The organism is Streptomyces sp. NPDC100445 (assembly GCF_044759735.1).
Taxonomy (GTDB): domain Bacteria; phylum Actinomycetota; class Actinomycetes; order Streptomycetales; family Streptomycetaceae; genus Streptomyces.
In genome coordinates, this window is the sequence record NZ_JBIVZV010000002.1 from 712711 (window position 1) to 729852 (window position 17142).

At 71.2% G+C, this 17142-nt stretch carries 13 protein-coding genes and 1 tRNA gene; 4 read left to right on the forward strand and 10 right to left on the reverse strand.

Annotated elements, in window-relative coordinates; all coding sequences use genetic code 11:
- The first annotated feature begins 19 nt into the window (after positions 1–19).
- On the forward strand, positions 20–1414 hold the full coding sequence (locus tag ACIQVT_RS08575) for a pyridoxal phosphate-dependent decarboxylase family protein (protein ID WP_403749470.1): 1395 nt from the start codon (positions 20–22) through the stop codon (positions 1412–1414).
- The gene (locus ACIQVT_RS08580; RefSeq protein ID WP_403749473.1) at positions 1411–2823 is read left to right on the forward strand and encodes a lysine N(6)-hydroxylase/L-ornithine N(5)-oxygenase family protein; all 1413 of its coding nucleotides are present in this window, start codon (positions 1411–1413) and stop codon (positions 2821–2823) included. The genes ACIQVT_RS08575 and ACIQVT_RS08580 overlap by 4 nt, the downstream gene beginning before the upstream one ends.
- 7 nt (positions 2824–2830) lie before the next feature.
- Here ACIQVT_RS08580 and ACIQVT_RS08585 read toward each other — a convergent pair whose 3' ends face one another.
- Positions 2831–4636 (reverse strand): bifunctional metallophosphatase/5'-nucleotidase, encoded by a 1806-nt coding sequence (locus tag ACIQVT_RS08585; protein WP_403749475.1) that lies wholly within the window; start codon positions 4634–4636, stop codon positions 2831–2833.
- 214 nt (positions 4637–4850) lie between these two features.
- On the opposite strand from ACIQVT_RS08585, the gene pyk reads away from it, so the two are divergent.
- The gene (pyk, locus tag ACIQVT_RS08590; protein WP_403749477.1) at positions 4851–6287 is read left to right on the forward strand and encodes a pyruvate kinase; all 1437 of its coding nucleotides are present in this window, start codon (positions 4851–4853) and stop codon (positions 6285–6287) included.
- A 70-nt stretch (positions 6288–6357) separates the two neighbouring features.
- On the opposite strand, the gene ACIQVT_RS08595 is transcribed toward pyk, so the two are convergent.
- Positions 6358–6432: transfer RNA gene (locus ACIQVT_RS08595), tRNA-Leu, on the reverse strand.
- Positions 6433–6532: 100 nt separating this feature from the next.
- Between ACIQVT_RS08595 and ACIQVT_RS08600 the strand changes: the two genes are divergently transcribed.
- Positions 6533–7189 (forward strand): ANTAR domain-containing response regulator, encoded by a 657-nt coding sequence (locus ACIQVT_RS08600; protein WP_403749479.1) that lies wholly within the window; start codon positions 6533–6535, stop codon positions 7187–7189.
- Positions 7190–7276: 87 nt separating this feature from the next.
- Here the strand turns inward: ACIQVT_RS08600 and ACIQVT_RS08605 are convergent, their stop codons facing one another.
- From ACIQVT_RS08605 to ACIQVT_RS08640, 8 genes are all read right to left on the reverse strand, one after another.
- Positions 7277–7993 (reverse strand): ABC transporter ATP-binding protein, encoded by a 717-nt coding sequence (locus ACIQVT_RS08605; RefSeq protein WP_403749480.1) that lies wholly within the window; start codon positions 7991–7993, stop codon positions 7277–7279.
- Positions 7990–8937: an ABC transporter ATP-binding protein gene (locus ACIQVT_RS08610; protein WP_403749482.1), complete on the reverse strand. Its 948-nt coding sequence runs from the start codon at positions 8935–8937 to the stop codon at positions 7990–7992. The genes ACIQVT_RS08605 and ACIQVT_RS08610 overlap by 4 nt, the downstream gene beginning before the upstream one ends.
- 5 nt (positions 8938–8942) lie before the next feature.
- Positions 8943–10778 (reverse strand): branched-chain amino acid ABC transporter permease, encoded by a 1836-nt coding sequence (locus ACIQVT_RS08615; RefSeq protein ID WP_403749484.1) that lies wholly within the window; start codon positions 10776–10778, stop codon positions 8943–8945.
- 5 nt (positions 10779–10783) lie between these two features.
- Positions 10784–11713, reverse strand: a complete 930-nt coding sequence (locus tag ACIQVT_RS08620) for a branched-chain amino acid ABC transporter permease (protein WP_403749486.1) — start codon at positions 11711–11713, stop codon at positions 10784–10786.
- 112 nt (positions 11714–11825) lie between these two features.
- The gene (locus tag ACIQVT_RS08625) at positions 11826–13061 is read right to left on the reverse strand and encodes a branched-chain amino acid ABC transporter substrate-binding protein (protein ID WP_403749488.1); all 1236 of its coding nucleotides are present in this window, start codon (positions 13059–13061) and stop codon (positions 11826–11828) included.
- 625 nt (positions 13062–13686) lie between these two features.
- Positions 13687–14106 carry a hypothetical protein gene (locus ACIQVT_RS08630; protein ID WP_403749491.1) on the reverse strand — a complete coding sequence of 140 codons (420 nt, stop codon included), beginning with the start codon at positions 14104–14106 and terminating at the stop codon, positions 13687–13689.
- 56 nt (positions 14107–14162) lie between these two features.
- Positions 14163–14654 carry a PaaI family thioesterase gene (locus ACIQVT_RS08635; RefSeq protein ID WP_403749493.1) on the reverse strand — a complete coding sequence of 164 codons (492 nt, stop codon included), beginning with the start codon at positions 14652–14654 and terminating at the stop codon, positions 14163–14165.
- A gap of 46 nt (positions 14655–14700) precedes the next feature.
- Positions 14701–17013: an FdhF/YdeP family oxidoreductase gene (locus ACIQVT_RS08640; RefSeq protein WP_403749495.1), complete on the reverse strand. Its 2313-nt coding sequence runs from the start codon at positions 17011–17013 to the stop codon at positions 14701–14703.
- Between the last annotated feature and the right edge of the window lie 129 nt (positions 17014–17142).

The window sequence follows — 17142 nt, forward strand, 5'->3', positions numbered from 1 at the left end:
CGTGCCCGGAGGAGAGCCCATGAGCGAAGGACCCTCCCCGCATCTGCCGCCGCTCGCCTCCGGGCCCGGCGGCGCCGACGCCCTGCGGCCCCTGCTCGCCACCGTGCTGGACGCCCTCACGGCCGGCGCCGCCCGGCGCGGCGGACCACTGCCCGCCGGCGGACCGGACGCCGTCGCCGCGCGCGTCGCCGACGCCCTCGGGGACGCCCTGCCGGACACCGGCGACCCGGACGCCCTGCGCACCCTCGTCCAGGTCCTCGCCGAGGGCGCCGCCGACCCCGCCGACCCGCTGTGCGCCGCCCACCTGCACTGCCCGCCGCTCGCCGTGGCCACCGCCGCCGACCTCGCCGCCGGCGCCCTCAACCCGTCCCTGGACTCCTGGGACCAGGCCCCGGCCGCCTCCGCCCTGGAAGCCTCGGTCGCCCGCACCCTCGCCCGCACGGCCGGCCTCGCCGACGCCCTCGTCACCACCGGCGGCACCGAGTCCAACCAGCTCGCCCTGCTGCTCGCCCGCGAGGCCCACGGCGGCAGCGTCCGCCTGGTCTGCGGGGCGGGCGCCCACCACTCCCTGCCGCGCGCCGCCTGGCTGCTCGGCCTGCCCGACCCGGTCGTCATCCCGGCACCCGACGGCACCCTCGACCCGGCCGCCCTCGACGGCGCCCTCAGCGCCCTCTCCGGACCCCTGGTGGTCGCGGCCACCGCCGGCACCACCGACGCCGGCCTGATCGACCCGCTCCCGGAGATCGCCGCCGTGTGCGCCGCCCAGGGCGTCCGGCTGCACGTCGACGCGGCCTACGGCGGCGGCCTCCTCTTCAGCGACCGGCACCGGCACAAGCTCGCCGGGCTCGACGCGGCCCACACCGTCACCCTGGACCTGCACAAGCTCGGCTGGCAGCCGGTCGCCGCCGGCCTGCTCGCCGTCGCCCACCCCCACGAACTGGCCCCGCTGCGGCAGCGGGCCGACTACCTCAACGCCGACGACGACACCGACGCCGGCTTCCCCGACCTCCTCGGTCGCTCCCTGCGCACCACGCGCCGCCCCGACATCCTGAAGATCGCCGTCACGCTGAGGACACTGGGCCGCACCGGCCTCGGCGCCCTGGTCGACCAGGTGTGCGCCCTGGCCCGCCGGTTCGCCGCGCTCGTCCGCGAGCACCCCGGATTCGCGCTGTACGACCGGCCCGAGATCAGCACCGTCCTGTTCCGCCCGGCCGAGGCCGACGACACCACCGTGGCCACCGCGCGCCGCAGGCTGCTGCACGAGGGCCGGGCCGTCCTCGGCCGCGCCCGGCTCGACGGGCGGCTCTGGCTCAAGGCCACCTTCCTCAACCCGCACACCCGGCCGGACGACCTGGCCCGCCTGCTCACACTCGTCGAACTCGCCGCACTCGCCGAAGGAAGCACCCCCGCATGACCCACCCCCCACGCCGCGACCCCGCATCCCCGCGCGACCTGGTCGGCATCGGCATCGGCCCCTGCAACCTCTCCCTGGCCGCCCTCGCCCAGCCGCTCGCCGAACTCGACGCGGTCTTCTACGAACAGCGCCCCGGCTTCCACTGGCACCCCGGGCTGCTCATCGACGGCGCCACCGTCCAGGTGCCGTTCCTGGCCGACCTGGTGACCCTCGCCGACCCCACCAGCCCGTGGAGCTTCCTCAACTACCTCAGGAGCCGCGAGCGGCTCTTCCCGTTCTACTTCGCCGAGCACTTCCACATCCAGCGCGCCGAGTACGACGCCTACTGCCGCTGGGTCGCGGAGCAACTGCCCGGCCTGCACTTCCGCCACCAGGTCGACGCCGTCCGCTGGAACCCCGAACGGGACGTCTTCGAGGTCGACCACACCCAGCTCGACGCCGACGGCGAGGCCGAGGCCCTCGGCCGTACGCACACCCGCAACATCGTCCTCGGCGTCGGCACCGCCCCCTACGTGCCCGACCCGCTCCGGCCCCTGGTGGAGGCGCCCGGCGTGCCGGTCCTCCATGCCGCCGACTACCTCGACCACCGCGACACCGTGCTCGCCGCCGGGCACGTCACCGTCGTCGGTTCCGGGCAGTCGGGCGCCGAGGTCTTCCTCGACCTGCTGCGGCACCGCCCGGCCGGCCGGGAGGGGCTGCACTGGATCGGCCGCACGGAGGCGTTCGCGCCGATGGAGTACTCCAAGCTGGGCCTGGAGCACTTCACCCCCGACTACACCCGCTACTTCCACGCCCTCGCCGAGCCGGTGCGCGACCGGCTCGTCGCCGCCCAGTGGCAGCTGTACAAGGGCGTCGACGCGGGCACCCTCGCCGCCATCCACGACGAGCTGTACCGCCGCTCCCTGGACGGCGGCTGGCCCGACGCGGTGCTCACCCCCGGGGTCCGCGTCCGCACCGCCGGCCGGGTCGCCACCACCCAGGTGGAGCTCCACCTGGAACACCTCCAGCAGGGCAGCCGCTCCCGGCTCACCACCGAAGCCGTCGTCCTCGCCACCGGCTACCGCGAGCGTCCCCTCGGCCGCATCCTGGCCGGGCTCGACCCGTACATCCGCCGGGACAGCAGCGGACGCCCGCGTATCGACGAGGAGTTCCGGCTCGTCCTCGACCCCTCGGTCACCGGCTCGGTCCACGTCCAGAACGCCGAGCTGCACACGCACGGCGTCGGCGCCCCCGACCTCGGCCTGGCCGCCTGGCGCAGTGCCACCATTCTCAACTCGCTGACCGGCAAGGAGGCGTATCCGCTCGCCGCCCGCACGGCCTTCACCAGTTTCGGACTGCGCGACCCCGCGGGCCGGGTCCCGCGGACCAGACCCGCCGGGCGGCTGACCCCGCTGGTCGAGGGCGTGTGACGCGGTCCTAGAAGACCGGCGTGCCCTCGCGCACCAGCTTCCAGTCCAGCGACGCGAAGTCCTTCGGGTCCAGGACACCCTTCGCGGTGACCCACTCCGCGATGCGGGTGCGGATCTCCGTGGACTCCGACCACACCTCCTTGGCGGTGGCGACGTGCGGGAAGGCGCCGCCGCCGTTGGCACGGTAGTTGTTCACCGCGAGCACGAACTGCTGGGCGTCGTCGAGCGGAGCGCCCTGGAACGTCAGGTTCCTGATCCGCGACCCGGCCGGCCGGGCGATGTCGATGTCGTACGACAGACCGGAGACGTAGTCGTAGTTGTAGTCCGGGCGGCCGCCGGCGTTGGTCAGCTTCTCGACGTCCACCGGCGCGTCGGGGGCCGTCTGGACGTAGTACTGCGCCGAGTACTCCAGGTAGGCCCGCACCTGGGCCCCCGTCAGCACCTTGGCGACCAGCGTGTTGTCGTAGACGTACAGGCTCGACAGGCCCCGGATGGTGACGTCGCCGGCCGGGATCTCGGAGGTCCGGGAGAACGGCGAGGCCTGGGCGATCACCGGCAGCGAGGCGTACGGGGTACCCGCGAGCGCCGCCTTGACCACGTCCTCCTGGACCTTGGTGATCAGGTCGATGATGGGGGCGTCCTTGTAGCGGGCCTCGACCGTGGTCAGGGCCTCGGTCGCCCGGCCCACGACCTGGTTGACGTACGCGACGACCTTCTTGTGCTGGTCGGTGAGGAGCCTGGTGATCTTCGGGTCGTCGGCCACGGAGCGGGAGTCGCGCAGCGAGGCGGAGACCGACTCGACCTCCCAGCGGCCCCTGCCGAAGACCAGCTCGATGTCGAAGAGGGTGAGCCGCTCGGCGAAGCACAGCGGCTCGGACAGCACGACGGTCCGGCCGGTCTTCTCGTTGACGACCTTCAGCTCCGGGATCTCCAGGTGCGCGTGGCCCACCAGGATCGCGTCGATGCCGGGCACCTGCCGGGCCACGTCGGCGGCCGCGTTCTCCACGTACGGCACCTGGTCGCCGTAGGACGAGGTGCCCGAGGTGCCCGAGTGCGCCGAGACGACGACCACGTCCGCGCCCATCGACCGCAGCTTCGGCACCCACTTGGCGGCCTGCTCCACCAGGCCCGGGAACGCCAGCTTGCCCTGCACGTAGGCCTTGTCCCAGATGGCGATGCCCGGGTTGGTCAGGCCGAGCACGGCCACCCGGACCGGCTTGGCGCCCGGCACGTGGAACGTCTTCATGACGTACGGCGCGAAGGCGGGCCGCAGCGTCTTGGCGTCCACCGCGTTGGCGCCGAGCAGCGGGAAGCGCAGCTGCGACTCGAACCTGCGCAGCGTCTCGATGCCGTAGTTGAACTCGTGGTTGCCGAGCGCCGCCGCGTCGTACCCGATGGCGTTCATCGCCCGGGCCATCGGGTGCACCGGGCCGCCCTTGGCGGTGATCGGGTCCACCTTGGCGTAGTAGTAGGTCAGCGGGGTGCCCTGGATGGTGTCACCGGCGTCCAGCAGCAGGGTGTTGTGCCGGCCCTTCTCCGCGCGCACCTGCTCCACCAGGGTGGAGATGCGGGCCAGGCCCATGGCGTTGCCCGCCTTGTCGGCGTACTCCGCGTCCTGGAAGTAGTCCCAGTTGAAGACGTGGCCGTGCAGGTCGGTGGTGCCCATGACGGTCAGCGAGTACCGCTTGGCGGGGTGCGGGAGCTGCTCGCGGCCGGCCGCCCGGGCCGCAGGGGCCGCCGCCGCGCCGGCGACCGCCACTCCCGCTCCGGTGGCGGCGGACTTCTTCAGGAACTTCCGGCGGTTCAGCGGCATTCTCGGTCTCCTCGGCGCATGTCGACGACGCGCGTAGATTCTGACCTGAGCATGACCTGTGTCAACAGGTCCGGCAGGTTGCGATCTGATGACCATCGCTCATCGGAGCGCACCGGTACTCATTCAACACTTGTCAATATCCCTTTGCCGAATGTGTGTTGAGTAGTCACCCGGGGCCGATTCTCTACCCGTGGGTAAGGCCTACGCTCGACGTATGCGCCGAGCAAAGATCGTCTGTACTCTGGGGCCCGCCACCGACTCGTACGACCAGATCAAGGCACTGGTCGAGGCCGGAATGGACGTCGCCCGGTTCAATCTCAGCCACGGTACCCACGCCGAGCACGAGGAGCGGTACCAGCGGGTGCGGAAGGCGGCCGACGAGACCGGCCGCAGCGTGGGGATCCTCGCCGACCTTCAGGGCCCGAAGATCCGCCTCGGCCGTTTCGCCGAAGGACCGGTACTGCTTGAACGCGGCGACACCTTCACCGTCACCGTGGAGGAGGGCGTCGAGGGCGACCGCCGGCAGTGCGGCACCACCTACGCCGGGCTGGCCGCCGACGTCACCCCCGGTGAGCGCGTCCTCGTCGACGACGGCAAGGTCTGCCTGGAGGTCACCGCCGTCGACGGCCCCCGGGTGCGCACGAAGGTGATCGAGGGCGGTTTCGTCTCCGACCACAAGGGGCTGAACCTGCCCGGCGTCGCCGTCTCCGTCCCCGCGCTGTCCGGGAAGGACGAGGACGACCTGCGCTGGGCGCTGCGCACCGGCTTCGACCTGATCGCCCTCTCCTTCGTCCGCAGCGGCCGGGACGCCGAGGACGTCCACCGGATCATGGCGGAGGAGGGCCGCCGCCTGCCGCTGATCGCCAAGATCGAGAAGCCGCAGGCCGTGGAGAACCTCGACGGCATCGTGGCCGCCTTCGACGCGCTGATGGTCGCGCGGGGCGACCTGGGCGTGGAGATGCCGCTGGAACAGGTGCCGATCGTGCAGAAGCGGGCGGTCAAGCTGGCCCGGCGCAACGCCAAGCCGGTGATCGTCGCCACCCAGATGCTCGACTCGATGATCGACAACTCGCGGCCGACCCGCGCCGAGGCCTCCGACGTGGCCAACGCGGTGCTGGACGGCACGGACGCGGTCATGCTCTCCGGCGAGACCAGCGTCGGCAAGTACCCGGTCGAGACCGTGCGCACCATGGCGAAGATCGTCGAAGCGGCCGAGGAGGACATGCTGGCCCGGGGCCTGCCGCCGCTCACCGAGCAGAACAAGCCGCGCACCCAGGGCGGGGCGGTCGCCCGGGCCGCCGCCGAGATGGGTGACTTCCTCGGCGCGAAATTCCTGGTGGCGTTCACTCAGTCGGGTGACACCGCCCGCCGGCTCTCCCGCTACCGCTCGCCGATCCCGCTGCTCGCCTTCACCCCCGAACCGGCCACCCGGTCCCAGCTGAGCCTCACCTGGGGCGCCGAGACCTTCCTCGGCCCGCACGTCGACTCCACGGACGCCATGGTGGACCAGGTGGACGAACTGCTGCTGAAGTACGGCCGCTGCCGCGAGGGCGACATCGTGGTGATCACGGCGGGCTCACCGCCCGGTGTCTCCGGCTCGACCAATCTGGTCCGGGTCCACCACATCGGCGAGGACGACAGCCCGAAGTGACCGGAGCGCGAAAAGGGGCCCCTCACCCGAGGGGCCCTCTTTGATGCTGACCTTGGAAAACAAGGAAAAGTGCCCCGGGTCGGACTCGAACCGACACTGTACGGGTTTTGAATCCGTTGCCTGCTGCCAATTGGGCTACCGGGGCTCGCAGGATCGAAGGTTCCCCCCGACCCTCCGCGCGTCCACCATACCGTAGCTAGGTAGGCTCTTGTCAGCAGCGCCCCTGCCCCGAACGAGGAGCCCCCGTGACCGCCGAGTCGCCCCAGCCCGTAGACGTGCCCGACGACGACAAGTCGCACGTGCCTCCGCTGACGACCCGCGTCGTCATCGCCGAGGACGAGGCCCTGATCCGGCTCGACCTCAAGGAGATGCTGGAGGAGGAGGGGTACACCGTCGTCGGTGAGGCCGGGGACGGTGAGCAGGCCGTGGAGCTGGCCCGTGAGCACAAGCCGGACCTGGTCATCCTGGACGTGAAGATGCCCAAGCTGGACGGCATCTCCGCGGCCGAGAAGATCGCCGAGGAGTCCATCGCGCCGGTGCTGATGCTCACCGCGTTCTCGCAGCGCGACCTCGTCGAGCGCGCCCGGGACGCGGGTGCCATGGCGTACCTGGTGAAGCCGTTCAGCAAGAGCGACGTCGTCCCGGCGATCGAGATGGCCGTCTCCCGGTTCACCGAGCTGAAGCAGCTGGAGCAGGAGGTCGCCGACCTCAGCCAGCGGCTGGAGACCCGCAAGCTGGTCGACCGAGCGAAGTCCGTGCTCCAGACGGAGTACGGCCTGACCGAGCCGGCCGCCTTCCGCTGGATCCAGAAGACCTCCATGGACCGCCGCATGTCGATGCAGCAGGTCGCCGAGGCGGTCATCGCCGACAGCGAGGAGAAGAAGTCCGCGAAGACGGACTGACGCCCGGCCCCCTACCTCCCCGCCACCGACGGTGCCCCGCGCCCGGGATGGGCGCGGGGCACCGTGCGAGCGGCCCGAGGAGCGGGACTAGTCCTCGCCGAGGTAGGCCTTGCGCACCGACTCGTCGTGCAGCAGGTCCCGGCCCGTCCCCGACAGGGAGATCGTGCCGACCTCCATGACATGACCCTGGTCGGCCAGCGAGAGCGCCGCCTGGGCGTTCTGCTCGACCAGCAGGATCGTGGTGCCCTGCGCCTTCAGCTCGGCGATCGTCGCCATGATCTTCTGCATCATGATCGGCGACAGACCCATCGACGGCTCGTCCAGCATCAGCAGCTTCGGCCGGGACATCAGCGCCCTGCCCATCGCCAGCATCTGCTGCTCCCCGCCCGAGAGGGTGCCCGCGGCCTGCTTGCGCCGCTCCCCGAGGATGGGGAACAGGTCGTAGGCGCGCTGGATGTCCTTCTCGATGCCCGGCCGGTCGTTGCGCAGGAACGCGCCGAGGCGCAGGTTGTCCTCGATGCTCATGCGCGGGAAGATGTGCCGCCCCTCGGGGGAGTGGGCGAGCCCCAGCGAGACCACCTGGTGGGCCGGGACCTTCTTCAGCGACCTGCCGTCGAACCTGATCTGTCCGCCGACCGGCTTCAGCAGGCCGGACAGCGTGCGCAGGGTCGTGGTCTTGCCGGCGCCGTTGGTGCCGATGAGGGTGACGACCTGACCGGCCTCGACCTTGAAGGAGATGCCCTTGACGGCCTCGATCTTGCCGTAGGCGACCCGCAGGTCCTCGACTTCCAGCAGTGCGGTCATCGCTCGTCCTCCTTGCCGGGCTTGCCGGGCTCGCCGGGCACGGCGTCCGTGGTGGTCCCGGCGTCCGTGGTGGTCCCCGCGTGCGCCTCGGCGGCCTCCACCTCGGCCACCTCCTCGGCGCCGGGCGCGTCCTCGAAGGGCTCGCCCAGGTAGGCCGCGACGACGCGCTCGTCGCCCTGGACGGTCGCGCTGTCGCCCTCGACCAGTTTCTCGCCCTGCACGAGCACGGCCACCCGGTCGCACAGGTTGAAGATGAAGCGCATGTCGTGCTCGATGACGAGGACGGCGATGCCCATGTCCCGGATGGCGAAGACCAGTTCCTCGGTAACCCGGGTCTCCTGCGGGTTCATGCCCGCCGTCGGCTCGTCGAGCAGCAGCAGACCGGGCTCGCTGGCCAGGGCGCGGGCGATCTCCAGCTTGCGCTGCTCGCCGTAGGGCAGGTTGCGGGCGAGGTGCTCGGCCTTGTGGTCCAGGCCCACGAACCGCAGCAGTTCCAGGGCCCGTTCCCGGGAGGCCTTCTCGGCCCGGTGGAAACCGGGGCCGCGCAGCACGGCCGACCAGAAGCCCTCCTTGGTGCGGGTGTGCCGGCCGACGAGCACGTTCTCCAGGACCGTCATGTTGGCGAACAGCCGGATGTTCTGGAACGTGCGCGCGATACCGGCCGCCGTCACCTTGAACGACTTGGGCGGCAGGACGGCGCCCTTGTAGCGGACCTCGCCCTCGGTGGGGACGTACAGGCCGGTCAGGCAGTTGAAGAAGGTCGTCTTGCCGGCGCCGTTGGGGCCGATCAGGCCGACGATCTCGCCGGCGTTGACGGTGAGGTCGACGCCGCGCACGGCGGTCAGGCCGCCGAAGCGCATGGTCACGCCGCGGGCGTCGAGGACGGTCTCGCCGGGCCGGGTGGCGCCGGCGGCCGTGTCCTTGGTGGTGGTGTCGGTGGTCATGGTGGTCAGGCCCCCGCCTTCGTCAGGAGGGTGGGTGCTTCCGCGTCCTCGTGGAACTCCAGCTGGCGGCGGCGGTTGGGGATGAGGCCCTCGGGGCGGAACCGCATGAGCAGCACCAGGGCGAGGCCGAAGGCGAAGAGCTGGTAGTTCCCGAGGAACTGGAGCTTGTTGGGGATCAGGAACAGCAGGGCCGCGCCGATCAGCGGGCCGCTGATGGTGCCCATACCGCCGAGGACCACCGCGGCCAGCAGGAACGCGGAGTTGGGCGGGATGGGACCGGCGAACAGATACTGCTCGGGCGTCACCGTGTAGGTCACGTGGGCCTGGACGGTGCCGGCGAGACCGGCGAGCGAGGCGCCGACGGCGAAGGCGGTCAGCTTGACCCGGAAGCCGTTGATGCCCATGGCGAGCGCGGCGGTCTCGTCCTCGCGGATGGCCACCCAGGCACGCCCGATGCGGGAGTTGCCGCTGCGCCGGAAGACCAGCACCACGACCGCGGTGATGATCAGCATCAGGAAGAAGTAGTTGGCGAACCGGCCGATGGTGTAGCCGCCCATGTCGTGCTGGGCGCCGAAGTCGAAGCCGAGCACGTCCAGGTTGGGGATCGACGAGATGCCGTTCGAGCCGTTGGTGAGGTCGGGCCCGGAGGTGCCGTCGAGGTTGTTCGCCGTGATGCGGAAGATCTCGCCGAAGCCGAGGGTGACGATGGCGAGGTAGTCGCCGCGCAGCCGCAGCGTCGGGGCGCCGATCAGCACGCCGAAGACGAGCGAGGCGGCGGCACCGACGAGGACGGCGGCCCAGAACGGGAAGTGCACGTGGAACGGCGAGCTGGGGGCGCCGGAGACCAGGGCCGCCGCGTAGGCGCCGACGCCGAGGAAGGCGACGTAACCGAGGTCGAGGAGGCCGGCGAGACCCACGACGATGTTCAGGCCGAGGGCGACGGTGGCGAAGATCAGGATGTAGACGCCGAGGGTCGCGTACTGGTCGTTGGTCTGGGTGAAGGGGAACAGCGCCGCCGCGACGAACGCGCCGCACGTGGTGATGTTCTGGTGCCGGGAGGTGATCTGCGAGGCCTGGGAGATCAGCCCCGCCTTGTTGAGGGCCGCGAAGCCGAGGCCCGCCGTGATCAGGAATCCGACGAACAGCTCGTCGTACTCGGTGCCGATGCCGTAGGTGAAGACGGTCAGCCCCAGCCCGAGGATCGCGACGATGATCAGGATCTCGACGTACGACGGCAGGGTGCCCACGGACCGCGCGGGACCGGCGGTGAACAGCGCCTTGACCGTCTCCCACTGGTGGGCGAGGCCGTGCTTGTACTTGTCCCAGCCGCTGTCGTCGGGGTCGGCCGGTTCCGGCTCGGGCCGTTGGAACGGCAGGGACAGGGCGCCGGCGAGGGCGACGAGGCTGCCGACGGCGACGAGGAAGCCGCCGGGCTCCAGGTTGACGAGCCCGCCGAGTTCGGTGCTGATCGCGAGAACCGTGTACCAGCTGGTGGCGAAGGTGCCCAGGGTGGCGAGGCGCAGGGCCGCGCCGGGCCCGGCGGGCGCCAGCCGGTCCGTGCCCCGGACCCCGTAGGCGGCCAGGGCGAACAGGGTGGCGAGCAGCGCGCCGATGAGGACGAGGACCTGGAGGCCGCCCGGGTAGCCGTAGACGGTCAGGTCACCGGGGAAGTCGGAGGTCCACGTCCAGGCGAGGAAGGTGGAGACGACCGTCAGCAGGCTGCCGCCGAGGGCGAGGGCGCGGCCGGCCTGCTCCGGCAGGGGCAGCAGACCGGTCGGCGCGGGGGCCGCGGCGGCACCGGGGGTGCCGGGGGTGTCGGGTGCGGTGGTCTGTGTGGTCATCGGTCTCACGCCCTGTCCGCGACGCGCTCGCCGAGCAGGCCCTGTGGCCTGAACAGCAGTACGAGGATGAGGAGTACGAAGGCCCAGACGTCGGCCCAGGACTGGCTGCCGAACTTGTCCATGCCCGGGATGTCGGCGATGTAGGCGGTGGCCAGCGTCTCGGCGACGCCGAGGACCACGCCGCCGATCATGGCGCCGTAGATGTTGCCGATGCCGCCGAGGACGGCCGCGGTGAACGCCTTCAGACCGAGGATGAAGCCCATGCGGAAGTTGATCTCGCCGTACTTCAGGCCGTAGGCGACGGCTCCGACCGCGGCGAACGCCGCACCCAGGGCGAACGCGATCACGATGATGCGGTCGGTGTTGACGCCCATCAGCTTGGCGGTGTCCGGGTCCTGCGCGGTGGCCTGCATGCCGCGGCCGGTGCGGGTCTTCATGACGAAGTAGGCGAGGACGGCCATGCTGAGGGGGGCCGCGACGACCAGGAAGATGTCACCGGTCTGGATGGTGACGCTGCCGATCTCGAAGGGACCGCCCGGGATCTGCGGGAAGGTGCGGGCGGACTTCGCCTCCGGGTACCAGGCCCACACCGCCTGCTGGAGCGCGAGGGAGAGGCCGATGGCGGTGATGAGGGGGGCGAGCCGTGGGGCGTTGCGGAGGGGACGGTAGGCGAATCGTTCCGCCCCGACCGCGATGGCGACGGCGACGACGACGGCACCGATGATCATGAGCGGCAGCGCGATCCACATGGTGGTGCCGCCGGGAAGCCAGAGCCACACGGTGAGAGCGCCGAACGCTCCCGTCATGAATATCTCGCCGTGGGCGAAGTTGATGAGCTGGACAATGCCGTAGACCATTGTGTAGCCGATGGCGACCAGCCCGTACATGGATCCTAGTAGCAGGCCGTTGACCAGCTGCTGCGGCAGTTCGTTCACCGCATGTCCTCCGAGCGTTCGGAAAGTTCGACGGATGTGGCCGGATGCGAGTCCGCGCGGGGCGCCAGTGGAACAGCGCCCCGCGCGGCTCTTCGGGTGGTGCGGGCCGGGGTCAGCCCGTGTAGGTACCGGACTTGACCGGCGTCCAGGCACCGTTCTTCACGGCGTAGACGGTCAGCTGCTTGTTGGTGGCGTCACCGAACTCGTCGAAGGCGACCTTGCCGGTCACCCCGTCGAAGGACACGCCCTGCATGGCCGCGGTGACCTTCGCGCGGGCGTCGGAGGGGAGCTTGCCGCCGTTGTCGTCGACGACCTTCTTCACGGCCTCGATGACCGCCCAGGCGGAGTCGTAGGCGTAACCGCCGTACGCCGAGTACTCCTCCTTGTAGCCGGCGGACTTGTAGTCCTGGACGTACTGCTTGGCCGAGGGCAGGTCCTCGACCGGGGCGCCGACGGAGGTGGCGAGGTCGCCGGTGCTCTCGGCGCCCGCCAGCTTCATGAAGGTGTCGTCCTTGATGCCGTCGCCGCCGATGAGCGGGATCTTGGCGCCGGCGGCCTTGATCTGCTTGCTCAGCGGGCCGGCCTGCGGGTACTCACCGCCGTAGTAGACGATCTGGGCGCCGGAGTTCTTCACCTTGGTGGCGACCGCGGAGAAGTCCTTGGCGTCCGGGTTGATGTGCTCGGTGCCGACCACCTTGCCGCCGAGCTTCTTGAACTCCGCGGTGAACGTGGCGGCCAGACCCGAACCGTAGGTCTTCTTGTCGTCGATGACGAAGACCTTCTTCTTCTTGGCGGTGTTGTAGACGTACTGGGCGGCGAACGGGCCCTGGATGGCGTCCGTCGTCGCGGTGCGGAAGTACGCCTTGTACGGGCGGACCTTCTTGGTCTGCCAGTCCGGGCCCTGGCTCAGGGCGGGGCCGGTGTTGGCGGGGGAGACCTGGGCCAGTTTGGCGTCGTCGAAGACCTTCTGCATCGACTCGGCGACCGAGGAGTTCAGCGGGCCGACGACACCGAGGACGTTCTGCTCCGACACGAGCTTGGAGGCGTTCTGCTGGCCGGCCGACGGCTGGGCCTGGTCGTCGAGGGCCTCGATCTTGAAGGTGACGCCCTTGACGAGGTTCTGCTTGTTGGCGTTCTTGGTGGCGAGGTCCGCCGAGTTCTTGATGCCGAGGCCCATGGCGGACAGGTCGCCGGTCAGCGGGGCGTCGACACCGATGACGACAGTGCTGCCGTCGCCCTTGCCGGAGTCCGAGCCCTTGTCGCCGCTGTCGCGCGAGCCGCAGGCGGTGAGGGTGAGCGCTCCCGCCGCCAGTGCGGCGGTGATGGCGATAAGCGAACCTTGACGCACGATCAGTCCTTTCCCCAGGCACAGCCGCTTCCCCATGGAAACGGCCGAGTCGCACGCCGCGCTGGAGAGAGATTCCGATGGCGCGGTGACTGGCCGTGACTCTAGGGCTGTGTAGGGAACGTGGAGGAGTGTCTGGCCAAGGCTGTGACGCTCTTGTTATGACACGACGTATTGCAGAGCGGTGCGACGCGGGGGGAACGGACGAATTCAGGTGGATTCGCGCTGTCCGCATTCTGAGAACCCGCAGGACGCGCCATGATCATCCCAGGTGTCTCGGTCGTTTTGCTGATTACCGGGCTCTGTTGCCGCGGGCGACTTCCTGGCGTGGAAGAGGTACTGTGCGAAACGGCCGCCCGGGGCGGGACTCGATACCTGCATTACGCACGCATTACGCAGAGTTACGCCCGGGAAAGGGAGTCCCGTTTTCCAGGGGACTTCTCCGCATTTCGTCACGCCTATGGGCACGGTGATCCACGGACATCGGGCCCGCGCCGCCCGGCCGAGTGTGTCGCGTCCACCACCCGTGCGCGGCACGGCAGTTCGGGGTGGTGTCGCGCCGGGCCGGCGGGCGCGCCGCACGGCCGCGGCGGCGCGGGCCCGGCGGGCTCCGGCGGACCGGCGCCGCCTATGCCCAGGGTCCTTCGCGCGGGGGACCGTGACGGTGGCGCAGGGTGCACGCCCGGCGGCTTCGACGGTCGATCAACTCACGCGCCGCGGCCGCCCCTTGGCGCCGCATGGTGGTGCGGGCCGCGTCCACGACGTCCCGCACGATCCGGTACTGCCCGTGCGACAGTCCCATCGACTGGTAGTCACCATAGGTGTCGTCGTCGAGCACCCTGCGCGACCAGTACACGACGATCCGGACGCACAACTCGGTGTCGGAGACCGCGGATCGCGCGGCACCCGCGGTGCCCGTGGCGGTGCCCGGGTGCGGGCGCGCCGGACCGGCGGGGCCGTCGCAGCCCGTCGCGCACAGCGACACCGCCGCCAGCAGCCCGCACACCAGGAACCTCACCCCCGGCCGGGGGCCGCGTCGCCGTCCCATGCGCCGAAGCTAAGGGGGAAGGACGGCGCGGGGCAACGCCCCGGCGGGGCCGGGCCTCAGCTCCCGTCGGCCCGCGCGGGCGCCGCGTCGCCCTGCCGCGCGTCCCGCAGCAGACAGGTCAGCCGGGCGGTGCAGACCCGCCGGTCCTCCTCGTCGCTGATCACGATCTCGTACGTCGCCGTGGACCGGCCCCGGTGCACCGGGGTGGCCACACCCGTCACCAGGCCCGAGCGGACCCCCCGGTGGTGCGTGCAGTTCAGGTCCACCCCGACCGCGATCTTCGAGCTGCCGCCGTGCAGCATCGAGCCGACCGAGCCCAGGGTCTCCGCCAGCACCGCGGAGGCCCCGCCGTGCAGCAGGCCGTAGGGCTGGGTGTTGCCCTCCACGGGCATCGTCCCGACGACCCGGTCCGCCGACGCCTCCAGGATCTGCACGCCCATCCGCGTACCGAGGTGACCGGCCGAGAACAGGGCCGGCAGGTCGACCCCGAGCGCCGCGTACTCGTCGAGGATCTCCTGCGGGAACTTCACTCGCTGCTGCTCACCCATCGGCCGGCTCCGTTCGTCATCCACCTGTCGCGTGCTGAGCAAACGCTCAGTCGGCCGTCGATTGTTCCAGACGGCCGCCCGCGTCCCCGGCGCGGCCTTCGAGGCGTACCACGACGGACTTGCTGGCCGGGGTGTTGCTGGTGTCGGCGGTCGCGTCCAGCGGCACCAGCACGTTCGTCTCGGGGTAGTACGCCGCCGCGCACCCGCGCGCCGTCGGATAGAACACCACCCGGAACCCGGGCGCCCGCCGCTCCACCCCGTCCCGCCACTCGCTCACCAGGTCGACGTACGCCCCCTCGGCGACCCCGAGCGCCCGCGCGTCCTCGGGATGCACCAGCACCACCCGGCGCCCGCCCTTGATGCCGCGGTACCGGTCGTCCAGCCCGTAGATCGTGGTGTTGTACTGGTCGTGCGAGCGCAGCGTCTGCAACAGCAGCCGGCCCTCGGGCAGCGCGGGGAACTCCACCGGCGCCGCCGTGAAGTTCGCCCTGCCCGTGGCGGTCGGGAAGCGGCGCTCGTCGCGCGGGGCGTGCGGCAGCGCGAAGCCGCCGGGGCGCGCCACGCGCGCGTTGAAGTCCTCGAAACCGGGGACCACCCGCGCGATCCGGTCCCGGATCGCCGCGTAGTCCCGCTCGAACTCCTCCCACGGCACGACGCTGCGCGCGCCGAGCACCCGCCGCGCCAGACCGCACACGATGGCCGGCTCGGAGCGCAGCTGCGGGCTCGCGGGCCGCAGCCGCCCGCGCGAGGCGTGCACCATGCCCATCGAGTCCTCGACGGTCACGAACTGCTCACCGCTCTCGCGCACATCACGCTCGGTGCGGCCCAGGGTGGGCAGGATCAGCGCCCGCGCGCCGGTGACCACGTGCGAACGGTTCAGCTTCGTGGACACGTGCACGGTCAGCCGCGCCCGCCGCATCGCGGCCTCGGTGACCTCCGTGTCCGGGGAGGCGGAGACGAAGTTGCCGCCCATCGCGAAGAAGACCTTCGCCTCACCGTCGCGCAGCGCGCGGATCGCCCGTACGACGTCCAGACCGTGCTCGCGCGGCGGCGCGAACCCGAACTCCTTCTCCAGGGCGTCCAGGAAGGCCGGGGCGGGCCGCTCGAAGATGCCCATGGTGCGGTCGCCCTGGACGTTGCTGTGCCCGCGCACCGGGCACACCCCCGCGCCCGGGCGGCCGATGTTGCCGCGCAGCAGCAGGAAGTTCACCACCTCGCGGATGGTGGGGACGGCGTGCTTGTGCTGGGTCAGGCCCATGGCCCAGCACACGATGGTCCGCCGGGAGGCGAGCACCATGCCCAGCGCCCGCTCGATCTCCGCGCGCGTCAGACCGGTCGCCGCGAGCGTCTCGTCCCAGTCCGCGGCGCGCGCGGCCTCGGCGAACTCCTCGAACCCGTGCGTGTGTTCCCGCACGAACTCCTCGTCCACCGCGCCGTCCGTCTCCAGGACCAGCTTGTTCAGGAGCCGGAAGAGCGCCTGGTCGCCGCCGATGCGGATCTGGAGGAACAGGTCGGTGAGCGCGGCGCCCTTGAGCAGCCCCCGCGGGGTCTGCGGGTTCCGGAAGCGCTCCAGGCCCGCCTCGGGCAGCGGGTTGACGGTGATGATCCGCGCCCCGTTGGCCTTGGCCTCCTCCAGCGCGGACAGCATCCGCGGATGGTTCGTGCCCGGGTTCTGGCCCGCGACGATGATCAGGTCCGCCCGGTGGAGGTCCTCCAGCAGGACGCTGCCCTTGCCGATGCCGATGGTCTCGTTCAGCGCGGACCCCGACGACTCGTGGCACATGTTCGAGCAGTCCGGCAGGTTGTTCGTGCCCAGCTCGCGCGCGAAGAGCTGGTACAGGAACGCGGCCTCGTTGCTGGTGCGGCCCGAGGTGTAGAAGACGGCCTCGTCCGGGGAGCCGAGGGCGGCGATCTCCTCGGCGATGATGTCGAAGGCCCGGTCCCAGCCGACCGGCTCGTAGTGCGTGCCGCCCTCCGGCAGGTACATCGGGTGGGTGAGCCGGCCCTGCTGGCCCAGCCAGTAGCCGCTGCGGCCCGCGAGGTCCGCGACCGGGTGCGCCGCGAAGAACTCGGGCGTGACCCGGCGCAGGGTGGCCTCCTCGGCCACCGCCTTGGCGCCGTTCTCGCAGAACTCCGCCGCGTGCCGGTGCTCCGGCTCCGGCCAGGCGCAGCCCGGACAGTCGAAGCCGTCCTTCTGGTTCACCCGCAGCAGGGTCAGCGCGGTGCGCCGCACACCCATCTGCCGCTGGGCGATCCGCAGCGTGTGCCCGATGGCCGGCAGCCCCGCCGCGGCGTGCTTCGGCTCCCCGACCTGCGGCGCGTCCTGAACCGGATCACCCTTGGGCGGCTTCGTCGCCATCGCACGCTCCCCTTCGACTGCGCGTGACAAGTACGCCGAGGATCCTCCCACGGCCCACCGACAGCGCCGCCGGGCGGGCCGACGGCGGCGGCGCCACGCGCCCTCCCCGCCCGCCGCCGGCCCCGGGGC